This window comes from Acidovorax sp. SUPP950, assembly GCF_030158935.1.
GTDB lineage: Bacteria > Pseudomonadota > Gammaproteobacteria > Burkholderiales > Burkholderiaceae_C > Paracidovorax.
The window spans coordinates 879,535-892,600 of record NZ_BQXE01000002.1; the positions used below are offsets into that span (position 1 = coordinate 879,535).

The window sequence follows — 13,066 nt, forward strand, 5'->3', positions numbered from 1 at the left end:
TTTTTTGGTGGTGGGAAATCGGGATTATAGAGGGCGGCCATCAAGGCCCCGGCCGGCGCTTTGCAAGCCCGCAGGCTCCGTCTGCTAAATTGCGCGCCATGAACGAGCTCGCCGGCAAACACATTCTCCTGGGACTCTCCGGCGGCATCGCCTGCTACAAATCGGCCGAATTCGCCCGCCTGCTCATCAAGGCCGGGGCCACCGTGCAGGTCGTGATGACCGAGGCGGCCGCGCAGTTCATGACCCCCGTCACGATGCAGGCGCTGACCGGGCGCACGGTGTACCACTCGCAGTGGGACGCGCGCGCGCCCAACAACATGCCGCACATCAACCTGGGCCGCGAGGCCGACGCGATCGTCATCGCGCCGTGCAGCGCGGACTTCATCGCGCGCCTGGCGCAGGGGCGCTCCGACGAACTGCTGAGCCTGACCTGCCTGGCCCGGCCCATCGACCGCGTGCCGCTGCTGCTCGCCCCCGCCATGAACCGCGAGATGTGGGCGCACCCGGCCACGCAGCGCAACCTGGCGCAGGTCGCGCGCGACGGCGCCGTCGTGCTGGCCGTGGGCAACGGCGACCAGGCCTGCGGCGAGACCGGTGACGGCCGCATGCTGGAGCCGGCCGAACTGCTGGAGGAACTGACGGCGTTCTTCGCGCCCAAGGTGCTGGCCGGCCAGCACGTGCTGGTGACGGCGGGCCCCACGTTCGAGGCCATCGATCCGGTGCGCGGCATCACCAACCGCTCCAGCGGCAAGATGGGCTTTTCCATCGCCCGCGCCGCGCGCGAGGCCGGCGCGCAAGTCACGCTGGTGGCGGGGCCGGTGCACCTGCCCACACCGCGCGGCGTGCGCCGCGTGGACGTGCAATCGGCACAAAACATGCTCGATGCCGTAGTGGAATATGCCTCGGATGCTACTGTTTTTGTAGCAACCGCTGCCGTGGCCGACTGGCGCCCTGCGCAGGCAGCCCGCCACAAGATCAAGAAGGACGGCTCCGGCGAGGTGCCTGCGCTGGCGTTCGTGGAGAACACGGACATCCTGGCCCAGGTCGCGAAATCCGAGCGCGCGCTCTCGGGGCAATTGTTCTGCGTCGGTTTTGCGGCCGAGAGCGAAGACCTGCTGCGCCACGCCAGCGCCAAGCGCGAGCGCAAGGGCGTGCCGCTGCTGGTGGGCAACATCGGCCCAGCCACCTTCGGGCAGGACGACAACGCGCTGCTGCTGATCGATGCCCAGGGGCACCGCGAACTGCCACGCGCCTCCAAGCGCGAGCTGGCCCGCCAGTTGGTGGCCGAGATCGCCCGGCGCATTGCGGGCGCCGCCTGACATCCCGTCTGAAACCGATCCAACCCGTGCAGCATCCCTTGCGCCCCGAATGGGACACGCCGCCCGACGGCGATTTCGCAAGCTACGTGGAGCGGCTCAGCCGGATGCAGCATCCGGCCCATTCGTTGGCGCCCGGTGAGGAGCCTGGCCACTACGGCGCCCGCCCGACTGTCGTTGGTACGGCTGCGAAAGGCGCAGCCTTGAAGGCGCCCGTCCGCGATGCGGTGACGCGTCAGGCCTCTCTGACGATGCCGGGCGCCCAAGGGCTCCGGCTGTTGCGCCTGGCACGGGCGGTGCTGCTCCTGCTGGTGCTGGCGAAAGCGGTGGCGTGGCTGGCTTTCGCCTGGGGTTCGCTGTTCGGCGTCGTCTCGCTCGGCCTGCTGTGGTGGGGCCTGGGCGCGGCAGGGCGCCTGCTGTCCGGCGGCTCGCCATCATCGCCCGGCACCGACCGCGCCGCGGCATTGCAAACCGTGCTGGAGGCGCTGCGCCAGGCGGCGCGCCAGCCCCCGAATTCCCGTTTTCCCAAGAAGTGAATTGAACCTGTGAAGATCGACGTCAAGATTCTCGACCCCCGCATGGCAGCGCAGCTGCCTTCCTACGCCACGCCGGGCAGCGCCGGCCTCGACCTGCGTGCCTGCCTGGACGAGCCGCTCACGCTGCAGCCCAACGCCTGGCAACTGGTACCCACCGGGATCGCCATCTATCTGAAAGACCCCGGGTATGCCGCGCTGATCCTTCCGCGCTCGGGCCTGGGGCACAAGCATGGCATCGTGCTGGGCAATCTGGTGGGGCTGATCGACAGCGACTACCAGGGCCAGCTCATGGTCAGCGCCTGGAACCGCAGCAACACGGCGTTCACCCTGGAGCCCATGGAGCGGCTGGCCCAACTGGTCATCGTGCCGGTGGTGCAGGCGCAGTTCAACGTGGTCAGCGACTTTCCAGCCACGCAGCGCGGCGAAGGCGGCTACGGCTCGACGGGTCAGGCCTGAACGGCCTGCCGCGCCATCTGTTTCCGATCTTTTGTAGGCCGGCGCCGACATGGCTGCCGGTATCTGTCTTGCCTGCCGGGCCGCGATTGCCCGTCGGGTTCCGGGGTGGGCTGCATGGTGCAATCCGCTTCACGTCAAAGGCTTTGAAGGCCTGCGCATCGCTCTGAAGGAGAACTCTCATGTCCCGTTTCATCCGCTCCGCCACCCTGGCAGGTTCCGTCGCCCTGGTGACCCTGCTCTCGGCCTGCGCCCAGCAACCGCGCTATTCCAACAACTACCCCGCCCAGCCCCAGCCGGGCTATTCCTCCTACCCCGCTGCGCAGAACCAGAACCAGAACGGCACCGAGTTCGGCGTGGTCTCCAACATCGAAACCCTGCATGCGCGCAACCGCGGCACCAGCGGCGCGGGTGCCGTGCTGGGCGCGGTGGCCGGCGGCGTGCTGGGCAACCAGGTGGGCAAGGGCAGCGGCCGCGCCGCAGCCACCGTGCTGGGTGCCGTGGGCGGCGGTGTGGTGGGTAACCAGATCGAAGGCCGCACCGGCAACAACAACGACGGCCAGGCCGAGGGCTACCGCCTGACGATCCAGCTGGATCAGGGCGGCCAGCGCGTCTATGACGTGACCACGCCAGGAGACCTGCGCACCGGCGACCGCGTGCGCCTGTATGGCGGCCAGATCTCGCGCATCTGACCTGCCATGCTCTCGTCGCCTGCCGCGCACGCGTGGCAGGCAACCCATGCAAAACGGGCCCCTCGGGGCCCGTTTTGCATGGGTCGATGAATCGGTCAGTGAAGGGTCGGCGCGTCCGCCGCGGGCGGCTGGATGCGAAAGAAGCCGGTGCCGGCCGAGCCGCGGCCGATCTCTTCCTCGGTGGCCTCGCGCACGCTTTGCACCGTGAGGTGCAGGCGCAGCGCGATGCCTGCCAGCGGGTGGTTGCCGTCGAGCACGATGTGCTCCGGATAGATCTGGGCCACGGTGTACAGCACGTCGCGCGGGGCCGCCGGGTTGGTGCCCTGCGGCAGCGCGCTGCCTTCGACCGTCATGCCTTCTTCCAGATCGGCGGGAAAGAGGTTGCGCGGTTCGAGGAACAGCAGTTGGTCCTGGTAGTCGCCGAAGGCTTCCTCGGGCTCCAGGTGCAGCGACAGCGACGTGCCCGCGGCATGGCCTTGCAGGGCCTCTTCGATGCGCGCGAGCAGATCGTCGCCGCCGACGAGAAACTCCACCGGCTCATCGAGCACGTCCAGTTCCTCGCCCAGGGTGTCTTTCAGGATCCAGGTCAAAGCGACCACACATTGTTGGTTGATTTCCATAGGAGAATTGTCGCAGTTCGACCCTCGTCCGCGCACGCGGCATCAATTCCCCATGGATGTTCAACAACCTCTGGCGCTGCTGGGCGGGCTCACGCCGGCGCAGTTCATGCGCCGCCACTGGCAGAAAAAGCCCCTGCTGGTTCGCCAGGCCATCGCCGCGTTCGACCCGCCGGTGCAACGTGCCGAATTGTTCGCGCTCGCCGCGCAAGAGGGCGTCGAATCGCGCCTCGTGCAGCACAAGGCCGGCGCGTGGAAGCTGCGCCACGGCCCTTTCGCGCGCCGTTCACTGCCGCCGCTCACCACGCGCGAGTGGACGCTGCTGGTGCAAGGCGTCGATCTGCATGACGACGCGGTGCATGCGCTGATGGAGCAGTTTTGCTTCGTGCCGCGCGCGCGGCTCGACGACCTGATGATCAGCTATGCCTCCGATGGCGGCGGCGTCGGACCGCATTTCGACAGCTACGACGTCTTCCTGCTCCAGGCCCGGGGGCGTCGGCGCTGGCGCATCGGCCGGCAGAAGGACCTCACGCTGCGCGAGGGCATTCCGCTCAAGGTGCTGGCGCAGTTCGAGCCCGAGCAGGAGTTCGTGCTCGAGCCCGGGGACATGCTCTACCTGCCGCCGCGCTATGCGCACGATGGCATCGCCGAAGGCGAATGCATGACCTACTCCATCGGGTTCCGCTCCCCCGCACGCAACGGGATCGCGCAGGAGTTGCTGTCGCGCCTGGCCGATGATGCCGCCGATGACGATGCGCCACCCCAGCTGTACCGCGATCCGTCACAGGCCGCGGTGGCGCAGCCGGGCGAGATTCCCCCGGCGCTGCAGGCCTTTGCCCGCCAGGCGCTGGAGCGCGCCCTGTCCGAGCCGCTGGCACTGGAGCGCGCCCTGGGCGAGAGCCTGACCGAGCCCAAGCCCAACGTGTGGTTCGAGCCCGGGGCGGTGGGCGGCCTGCTGGAAGGCGTTCAACTGGACCGCCGCACCCGCATGGCGTATGACGTGCGCCATGTGTTCATCAACGGCGACAGCTACCTGGCGGCAGGCCGCGACGCCACCCTCATGCGCCGGCTGGCCGATGAGCGCGTGCTGCGCCCCCGCGATCTCGCGCGCGCCAGCGACGATGCGCTGGAGCTGTTGTCGTCCTGGTGCGAAACGGGTTGGGCGCACGCCTGGTCGCCGCCTGATTGATGGGCCTTTGAACGCGCAAAGGTGCAGTCACCTTAAGGAGCCACCGATGTCCGATGCACTCCCCCGCCATCCCGAAGCGGTCGCCGCACTGCCCGCCGGGCGTTTCAACGGCCGGGAAGACTTTCGCCAATGGGTGCGCGACGCGTTGGCTTGCGCGGCTCGGGAAGGCTGGAACGAGATCGTGCTGAGCGACTTCGACTTTCATGATTGGCCGCTTGGCGAGCGCGAGGTGATCGATTCGCTGCAGTCCTGGGCGCGCCGCGGGCGCCGCCTCACGATGCTGGCCGGAACGTATGACGAAATGGTGCGGCGCCACGCGCGCTTCGTGCATTGGCGGGGCGTGTGGGACCATGTGATCGAATGCCGCCGCGCGCCCACGGCAGACCGCCTGGAACTGCCCAGCGTGCTCTGGTCCGATGCCTGGGTGCTGCAACGGTTGGACCCTGAGCGCTGCGCCGGCGTAGCAGGCCGCGAGCCCGAGCGCCGCCTGCTGGCGCGCGAGGCCCTCAACGAATGGCTGCTGCGCAAGAGTTCACCGGGGTTCCCGGCGACCACGCTGGGGCTGTGAATAATGCGCTCCCCATTTTTGCGATTTACCGAAGAGAAACAAAACGTCCCGTCGGTGTTAGTCTGTATTGACGGAATCTCCCTATAATTTGCGGTTGAAGTAAAAAAAGGCGCCCCTGAGCGCCAAGCACCGCCAAAGAGCACGCTGCAAGAGGGCGCCAATGGCGGCAATTCCAATATCCGTCTGTCCAATAGGAAAAACTGAAATGAAGAACTCTCTCGTTCTGGCTGCCCTGGTCGCCTCCGTCGCTCTCGCCGCTTGCGGCAAGAAGGAAGAAGCCGCTGCGCCTGCACCGGCTCCCGCTCCTGTGGAAGCACCCGCACCAGCACCGGCTCCCGCTCCCGTGGTGACGCCTGCTGCTTCCGACGCAGCCCCTGCCATGACCGCTCCCGCATCCGACGCTGCTTCCGCTCCCGCAGGCGACGCTGCCAAGGCCGCTGCCGATGCTGCAGCAGCAGCCGCTGCCGGCGCTTCCACCGCCAAGTAAGCGATCGCTCCAACCGGCTTCGGCACACCGTGCCGGAGTCTGGCAAAAAGCCCCGTACCACCAGGTCGGGGCTTTTTTTATTGGGCGGGCCGTTTTGGCTGGTTTCGAAGGGGTACGAAATGCGAGATGCCTTGCGGACCTCAAGGCCTTACCAAGTCCGCGGCCTGCCGAAAGATCAGCCGCAGGCGATCCAGCCGGAGCCGGTGACCGGGCTGGCCACGTCCACGCGCGAGGTTTCCCACCCCAAGGCCGAGGCCAGCGCGGCCTGGGCCAGTTCGGGGCGGTTGTTCTGCGCGCTGAGGTGGGCCGCCACCACGCGGCTCAGCCCCGTGTGCTGCATGACCCGCAGGATGTCGGCGGCCACGGTGTTGGCCAAGTGGCCGTAGAGGCCGCTGATACGGCGCTTCAGGAACGCCGGGTAGCTGGAGACGGCGAGCAGATCGGGGTCGTGGTTGGATTCCAGCAGCAGCGCATGGCAGCCTTTGAGGTGGGCCAGCACATGGTCGGTGGCATGGCCCAGGTCGGTCAGCAGGCCGATGTGCGTCGCGCCATCGCTGCAGCGCAGCTGGAGCGGCTCGCGGGCGTCGTGCGGCACGGTGAAGGGCAGGGCCTCGAACGCGCCCAGATCGATGGGCAGGCCATCCTGTGCGATGTTCAGCAGCCCGTCCAGTTCGGGCGCGCCGATGGCCGCGTAGGTGCCATGGCTCATCCAGACCGGAATGCGGTGCCTGAGCGCCAGTTTCTCCATGCAGCCCACGTGGTCCGAATGCTCGTGGGTGATGAACAGGGCGTCGAGGTCGTCGATCGACAGCCCGGCAGCGGCCAGGCGCGATGCCAGTTGCCGCGGCCCCAGCCCGCAGTCGATGAGCAACCGCCGCACCTGCGTGCCGCAGCGCCCCTCCACCACCGTGGCGTTGCCCGAACTGCCGCTGCCCAGGTTCTTGAAACGCAGCACGCAGTCCCGGGCCCTGAATTACTTCAGGTCGTCCGTCAGCACGCGCACGATGCGCTCGGCGTTGGCCGACGTCTCGGGCGCACCGGCGGCGTTCAGGACGGACACCGTGCTCTTGTTCTCGGCGCTGCGCACCACGACGCGGTACTTGACCGGTGCCGCGGCATCCGACGAGCGGCCCAGCAGCTTGCCGAAGAAGCCGGGGTCCTTCTTCTCGGTGGGCTCGACGTAGCGCACGAAATAGATGCCCTGGGCACGGTCGCGGTCTTCCACGGTGAAGCCGGTGCGGTCGAGCGCCAGGCCCACGCGGCGCCATGCACGGTCGAAGTTCTCGTCCAGTTCCACGACGGGCACATTGCCCTGGCGCGCCATGCGGGCCGTGGGCACTTGCTGTGCGGGCGCGGCGGCGATGGCGCGGGACTGTTCCTGGCTTACCCCCAACTTGACCATCAGTCGGCGCAGGAATTCGGTTTCCAGTTCCGGATCGACCGGGCGGGGCTGCCACACGGTGCTTTCCTTCTGGGCGGAGGTGTAGACCTCGACCATGCCGCGGTGGCTGATGAAGATTTCGGTGCTGCCATTGGGGCCGCGCTCCAGGCGGGTGCGGAACTTGTCGCGCTCGCCGGTGGAGTAGACCGAGTCGAACATCTTGCCGATGGTGGAGCGGATGATGTCCTGCGGCAGCTTGGCGCGGTTCTCGGCCCAGTCGGTTTCCATGATGCCGAGGTTGGCCTGGTCCTGCACCAGCACGAAGCCGTTCTCGGTCCAGAAGTCGCGCACCGGGTCCCACAGGACGTCAGCGGGGCGGCTCACGACCAGCCAGCGCTGGTTGCCGTCGCGTTCGATGCGCACGTCGCCGATGTTGCGCGTGGCCGCGTTCACGGCGCCCACGGGCTTTTGCGACTGGCCGGCCTCGAAGGCGGCCGCCGACACCACGCCACCCGGCACGGCGTAGCGCGAGTCGCGCGAGATCTGGTTCAGGTCCGGCGGCACTTCGAGCGTCGCGCCCTTGGTGGCGCTTTTGTAGTCGATCTTGTCGCTCTCCAGGACGGAGCAGGCGGACAGGGCCATGGCAAGGCCCAGCAGGCCCAGGCGGTTGATAGCGTTCACGCGGAAATCCTCTTTGGTGTCTGGGGAGAGCGGGGCAGGCAAGGCGGCAGGCTTTGATGGATTTACAGCAGGCCGCTGGCGCGAAGGGCGGCTTCCACCACGGCTTCGTTGCCTTGGCTCAGCGGGGTCATGGGCAGGCGCATCGCGCCGCCGCACCGGCCCAGGCGGTGCATCGCCCACTTCACCGGAATCGGGTTGGCTTCGACGAACAGCTGCTTGTGGGTGGGCATGAGCTGGAACTGGATTTCCATGGCGCGGCGCACATCGCCGGCCAGCGCGGCCACGCACAGTTCGTGCATGAGGCGTGGCGCCACGTTGGCGGTCACGCTGATGTTGCCCTGGCCGCCGCACAGCATGAGCGCCACGGCCGTCGGATCGTCGCCGGAATACACGGCGAAGCCCTTGGGCACGTCGCGGATCAGCCACTGCGCGCGTTCGATGTTGCCGGTGGCTTCCTTGATGCCGATGATGCCGGGCACCTGCGCCAGGCGCAGCACGGTGTCGTGCAGCATATCGGCCACGGAGCGGCCGGGCACGTTGTACAGCACGATGGGCAGGTCGCCCACCGCTTCGGCGATGGCCTTGAAGTGCTGGTACTGGCCCTCTTGCGTGGGCTTGTTGTAGTAGGGCACGACCTGCAGTTGCGAGTCGGCGCCGACCTTCTTGGCGAAGCGGGCCAGCTCGATGGCCTCGGCCGTGGAGTTGGCGCCGCAGCCGGCCATGATGGGCACGCGCTTGGCGGCCTGCTCGACGGCCACGCGGATGATTTCGCAGTGTTCTTCGACGTTCACCGTGGGCGACTCGCCGGTGGTGCCCACCACGCCGATGCAGTCGGTGCCTTCGGCGACGTGCCAGTCGATCAGTTGGCGCAGGGTGGGGTAGTCCACGCTGCCGTCCTCGTGCATGGGGGTGACGAGGGCGACGATGCTGCCGGTGAGAGAGCTGGGAGGGGTCATGTCCGCGGTGGAAAACGGGTAAAGGAGCATTCTAACTAGAGCGGCGGTGCGAGCCGGTGGCGTGCCGGTGCGGCCCCCTCTTGCAGCCGGACCGCGGCGATGCGCTGGACGAATCGCTCCGGTGCATCGAGGAAGCCATCTTCATAGGCCACCGTGCACAGACCCGCGCAGGCCTGCAGCAGTTCCCCGGGCCGCAAGAGAAAGTCCGGCCGGGCCGGGCGGCCGACGGTTTCGTTGCCCGCGGCGAAGGTTTCGTACAGCAGCACGCCGCCGGGCGCGACGCTGGCCACCAGCGTGGGCAGGAGCGGCCGCCACAGGTACCGGGTGACGACCACGGCGCCGAAGGTGCGGCCCGCCAACGGCCAGGGCCCGGCTTCGATGTCCGCGCAGAGGATTTCGCCCAGCCCCCGCAGCGGGGCCAGCACGTCGGGGTCGCGGTCCACGCCGGTCACGGGATGCCCGCGCCCGTGGAGCCAGCGCAGGTGCCGGCCGCTGCCGCAGGCCACGTCCAGCACGCTGGCGCCGGGCGGCAGGAGATGGGCCCAGCGCCGGACCCATTCCGAAGGCGGCTCAAGGCTGTGAATGGCTGGCATTTGCTATGAAAATAATAGCATTCAAGGCAATGAAATCGCCGGCATGAAGGCGATTTGGCGCCATCGTCAGAAGCAGGCCCACAGCTGGTCGGCCATCATCACCACGAAGTCCGGCTCCGCATACAGGAGGAACACGGCGGCCAGCAGCACCGCGCCGGCGGCGCCCCAGGCCCACGCCCGGTGGGCGCGAGCTGGGCGCGCGGTGCGGGCAGGGCCCGGCGAGGGGTGCGGGGTGGGCGGCATGTTCCGGCGCTTTTCAGGCGGAGGCCGGTTGCGGCGCCCGGTGGATCGGGCTTTCCTTGACCGGCAGGTTCACCAGTCCGGCCAGCACGCCCAGGCCGATGGCCAGGTACCAGACCAGGTCGTAGCTGCCGGTGGTGTCGTACAGGTAGCCCCCCAGCCAGACGCCCAGGAAGCTGCCGATCTGGTGGCTGAAGAACACGAACCCGCCCAGCATGGACAGGTGCTGCACGCCGAAGATCTGCGCCACCGTGGCGTTGGTGGGCGGGATGGTGGACAGCCACAGCACGCCCATCACCGCCGAGAACACGTACACCGACAGCGGCGACAGCGGCACCAGCAGGAACACGCTGATCGCCACGGCCCGGGCGAAGTAGATGAAGGCGAGGATGTAGCGCTTGGGATTGCGCTGGCCCAGCGTGCCGGCGATGTACGTGCCGAACACGTTGAACAGACCGATCAGCGCCAGCGCGTAGCTGGCCACCTGCGGCGACATGCCGTGGTCCTTGAGGTAGCTGGGCATGTGCACGCCGATGAACACCACCTGGAAGCCGCAGACGAAGTAGCCCGCCGTCAGCATCAGGAAGCTCGGGTAGCGCAGCGCCTCGCCCATGGCCTGGCCCACCGTCTGCGAGCGCGGGGTGGCGGTGCGGCTTCGAAAGCCCGGCTCGCGCAGGCCGAAGGCCAGCGGCACGATCAGCAGCACCATGGCCGAGAGCACCAGCAGCGCCTCTTGCCAGCCCAGGCGCACGATGAGCTGGCCCTCCACCGGCACCATCAGGAACTGCCCGAACGAGCCGGCCGCCGCCGCCACGCCCATGGCCCAGGAGCGCCTCTCCGGCGCGATCTGCCGGCCCAGCACGCCGTAGATGACCGCATAGGTGGTGCCCGCCTGCGCCGCGCCGATCAGCACGCCCGCGGTCAGGGCGAAGAGCGCCGGCGTGGGCGACAGGGCCATGCCGACCAGGCCCAGTCCATACAGCACGGCCCCGCCGATCAGCACGCGGAAGGCGCCGAACCGGTCGGCCGCCATGCCCGCGAAGATGCCGAAGCAGCCCCAGGCGAGGTTCTGCACCGCGATGGCCAGCGCGAACGACTGGCGGGTCCAGCCCATGTCCTGGGTGATGGGCTGCAGCCACAGCCCGAAGCCGTGGCGGATGCCCATGGACAGCGTGACGATGGCGGCGCCACACGCCAATACCTGGGCCATGGACAATTTCTGGGGGTCTTGAGGCATCCGGCAAATGTAGCCAAAGCGGCGCATTCGCGTGCACGCCTTCGCGACCCATTCCACCGCGGGCATCGGCGGCGGGTGAAAAGAGGGCTGGGTTTATATCCAGCCCATCCGGCCCTGCGGCACTACAATCCGCCCCCATGGCAGCCAAACCCTCCTCCACCCCGCCAAGCGAATACTCCGAAGGCTCGATCCGCGTCCTCAAGGGACTGGAACCCGTCAAGCAGCGTCCGGGCATGTACACCCGCACCGACAACCCGCTGCACATCATCCAGGAAGTGCTGGACAACGCGGCCGACGAGGCGCTCGCCGGCCATGGCAAGAAGATCAAGGTCACGCTGCACGCCGACGGCTCGGTCAGCGTGGAAGACGACGGCCGCGGCATCCCGTTCGGCCTGCACCCCGAAGAAAAGGCCCCGGTGATCGAACTCGTGTTCACCCGCCTGCACGCGGGCGGCAAGTTCGACAAGGGCTCGGGCGGCGCCTACAGCTTCTCGGGCGGCCTGCACGGCGTGGGCGTCTCGGTGACCAATGCGCTGGCCCTGCGTCTGGAGGCCAGCACCCACCGTGAGGGCAAGGTGGCCCGCCTGGTGTTCGAAGGCGGCGACGTGACCGAGCCGCTGGTGGCCCGACCGCTGGCCGCCGGTGAGCGCAAGCAGGGCACCACGGTGCGCGTGTGGCCCGACGGCAAGTACTTCGAGGCGACCGCGCTGCCCATGGGCGAGCTCACGCACCTGCTGCGCAGCAAGGCGGTGCTGATGCCCGGCGTGTCGGTCTCCCTCGTGAACGAGAAGACGCGCGAGACGCAGACCTGGCAGTACAAGGGTGGCCTGCGCGACTACCTCGGCCAGACGCTGAACGCCGATCCGGTGATCCCGCTGTTCGAAGGCGAAGGCTTCGCCGACCGGCACCACGAGAGCTTCGCCGAAGGCGAGGGCGCCGCCTGGTGCGTGGCCTTCACCGAAGACGGCCACCCGGTGCGCGAGAGCTACGTCAACCTGATCCCCACCAGCGCGGGCGGCACGCACGAAAGCGGCCTGCGCGACGGCCTGTTCAATGCCGTCAAAAGCTTCATCGAACTGCATTCGCTGCTGCCCAAGGGCGTCAAGCTGCTGCCCGAGGACGTCTTCGCCCGCGCCAGCTACGTGCTGTCGGCCAAGGTGCTGGACCCGCAGTTCCAGGGCCAGATCAAGGAGCGGCTGAATTCCCGCGACGCGGTGCGGCTGGTGAGCGGCTTCGTGCGCCCGGCGCTCGAGTTGTGGCTGAACCAGCACGTCGACTATGGCAAGAAGCTGGCCGAGCTGGCCATCAAGGCCGCGCAGACGCGCCAGAAGGCCGGCCAGAAGGTCGAAAAGCGCAAGGGCTCCGGCGTGGCCGTGCTGCCGGGCAAGCTCACCGATTGCGAGAGCCGCGACCTGGCCCACAACGAAGTCTTCCTGGTTGAGGGCGACTCGGCCGGCGGCAGCGCCAAGATGGGCCGCGACAAGGAAAGCCAGGCCATCCTGCCGCTGCGCGGCAAGGTGCTCAACACCTGGGAGGTGGACCGCGACCGGCTTTTCGGGAACACCGAGATCCACGACATTTCCGTGGCCATCGGCGTGGACCCGCATGGACCCAACGATTCGCCCGACCTCTCGGGCCTGCGCTACGGCAAGGTCTGCATCCTGTCCGATGCCGACGTGGACGGCTCGCACATCCAGGTGCTGTTGCTCACCCTGTTTTTCCGCCATTTTCCGAAGCTCATCGAGACCGGCCACATCTACGTGGCGCGCCCGCCGCTGTTTCGCGTGGACGTGCCGGCGCGCGGCAAGAAGCCGGCCTCCAAGATGTATGCGCTGGACGAGGGCGAACTGGTGGCCATTCTCGACAAATGCGCCAAGGACGGCGTGGCGCGCGAGAAGTGCCAGATCAGCCGCTTCAAGGGCCTGGGCGAGATGAACGCCGAGCAGCTGTGGGAAACCACGCTCAACCCCGACACGCGCCGCCTGCTGCCCGTGCAGCTGGGCGACATGGACTTCGCCGCCACCGAGGGCCTCATCACCAAGCTGATGGGCAAGGGCGAGGCCGCCGCGCGCCGCGAACTGATGGAACTGCACGGCGACGCCGTGGAAGTGGACATCTGA

At 68.1% G+C, this 13,066-nt stretch carries 15 protein-coding genes; 8 read left to right on the forward strand and 7 right to left on the reverse strand.

Annotation, left to right across the window (positions count from 1 at the left end; genetic code table 11):
* Positions 1-98 precede the first annotated feature (98 nt).
* The 4 genes from coaBC (at position 99) to AVME950_RS13195 (ending at position 2,997) form a co-directional block, all read left to right on the forward strand.
* The gene (gene coaBC, locus AVME950_RS13180) at positions 99-1,319 is read left to right on the forward strand and encodes a bifunctional phosphopantothenoylcysteine decarboxylase/phosphopantothenate--cysteine ligase CoaBC (RefSeq protein ID WP_284430140.1); all 1,221 of its coding nucleotides are present in this window, start codon (positions 99-101) and stop codon (positions 1,317-1,319) included.
* A 26-nt stretch (positions 1,320-1,345) separates the two neighbouring features.
* Positions 1,346-1,852, forward strand: a complete 507-nt coding sequence (locus tag AVME950_RS13185; protein ID WP_284430141.1) for a hypothetical protein — start codon at positions 1,346-1,348, stop codon at positions 1,850-1,852.
* Positions 1,853-1,861: 9 nt separating this feature from the next.
* Complete coding sequence (gene dut / locus AVME950_RS13190; RefSeq protein ID WP_284430142.1) at positions 1,862-2,308, forward strand: dUTP diphosphatase; 447 nt, start codon at positions 1,862-1,864, stop codon at positions 2,306-2,308.
* 179 nt (positions 2,309-2,487) lie between these two features.
* Positions 2,488-2,997, forward strand: a complete 510-nt coding sequence (locus AVME950_RS13195; RefSeq protein WP_272551741.1) for an outer membrane lipoprotein — start codon at positions 2,488-2,490, stop codon at positions 2,995-2,997.
* A gap of 95 nt (positions 2,998-3,092) precedes the next feature.
* On the opposite strand, the gene AVME950_RS13200 is transcribed toward AVME950_RS13195, so the two are convergent.
* A complete protein-coding gene (locus tag AVME950_RS13200; protein WP_272568063.1) occupies positions 3,093-3,617 on the reverse strand; it encodes an FKBP-type peptidyl-prolyl cis-trans isomerase in 525 nt (174 codons plus the stop codon).
* A gap of 52 nt (positions 3,618-3,669) precedes the next feature.
* On the opposite strand from AVME950_RS13200, the gene AVME950_RS13205 reads away from it, so the two are divergent.
* From AVME950_RS13205 to AVME950_RS13215, 3 genes are all read left to right on the forward strand, one after another.
* Positions 3,670-4,803, forward strand: coding sequence for a JmjC domain-containing protein (locus tag AVME950_RS13205; protein ID WP_284430143.1), 1,134 nt, complete (start codon positions 3,670-3,672; stop codon positions 4,801-4,803).
* A 46-nt stretch (positions 4,804-4,849) separates the two neighbouring features.
* Positions 4,850-5,371: a hypothetical protein gene (locus tag AVME950_RS13210; RefSeq protein ID WP_284430144.1), complete on the forward strand. Its 522-nt coding sequence runs from the start codon at positions 4,850-4,852 to the stop codon at positions 5,369-5,371.
* A 205-nt stretch (positions 5,372-5,576) separates the two neighbouring features.
* Complete coding sequence (locus tag AVME950_RS13215; RefSeq protein WP_284395434.1) at positions 5,577-5,858, forward strand: hypothetical protein; 282 nt, start codon at positions 5,577-5,579, stop codon at positions 5,856-5,858.
* A gap of 175 nt (positions 5,859-6,033) precedes the next feature.
* Here AVME950_RS13215 and AVME950_RS13220 read toward each other — a convergent pair whose 3' ends face one another.
* The 6 genes from AVME950_RS13220 to AVME950_RS13245 form a co-directional block, all read right to left on the reverse strand.
* Positions 6,034-6,813, reverse strand: coding sequence for an MBL fold metallo-hydrolase (locus tag AVME950_RS13220; protein WP_284430145.1), 780 nt, complete (start codon positions 6,811-6,813; stop codon positions 6,034-6,036).
* Between the two features lie 18 nt (positions 6,814-6,831).
* On the reverse strand, positions 6,832-7,920 hold the full coding sequence (gene bamC / locus AVME950_RS13225; protein WP_284430146.1) for an NlpB/DapX family lipoprotein: 1,089 nt from the start codon (positions 7,918-7,920) through the stop codon (positions 6,832-6,834).
* Between the two features lie 62 nt (positions 7,921-7,982).
* The gene (dapA, locus tag AVME950_RS13230; RefSeq protein ID WP_272568071.1) at positions 7,983-8,876 is read right to left on the reverse strand and encodes a 4-hydroxy-tetrahydrodipicolinate synthase; all 894 of its coding nucleotides are present in this window, start codon (positions 8,874-8,876) and stop codon (positions 7,983-7,985) included.
* A gap of 35 nt (positions 8,877-8,911) precedes the next feature.
* Positions 8,912-9,469 carry a class I SAM-dependent methyltransferase gene (locus AVME950_RS13235; protein WP_502869399.1) on the reverse strand — a complete coding sequence of 186 codons (558 nt, stop codon included), beginning with the start codon at positions 9,467-9,469 and terminating at the stop codon, positions 8,912-8,914.
* A 66-nt stretch (positions 9,470-9,535) separates the two neighbouring features.
* Complete coding sequence (locus tag AVME950_RS13240) at positions 9,536-9,712, reverse strand: hypothetical protein (protein ID WP_284430147.1); 177 nt, start codon at positions 9,710-9,712, stop codon at positions 9,536-9,538.
* 13 nt (positions 9,713-9,725) lie between these two features.
* On the reverse strand, positions 9,726-10,946 hold the full coding sequence (locus tag AVME950_RS13245) for an MFS transporter (RefSeq protein WP_284430148.1): 1,221 nt from the start codon (positions 10,944-10,946) through the stop codon (positions 9,726-9,728).
* Positions 10,947-11,083: 137 nt separating this feature from the next.
* Between AVME950_RS13245 and AVME950_RS13250 the strand changes: the two genes are divergently transcribed.
* Positions 11,084-13,066, forward strand: coding sequence for a DNA topoisomerase IV subunit B (locus AVME950_RS13250; protein WP_272568075.1), 1,983 nt, complete (start codon positions 11,084-11,086; stop codon positions 13,064-13,066).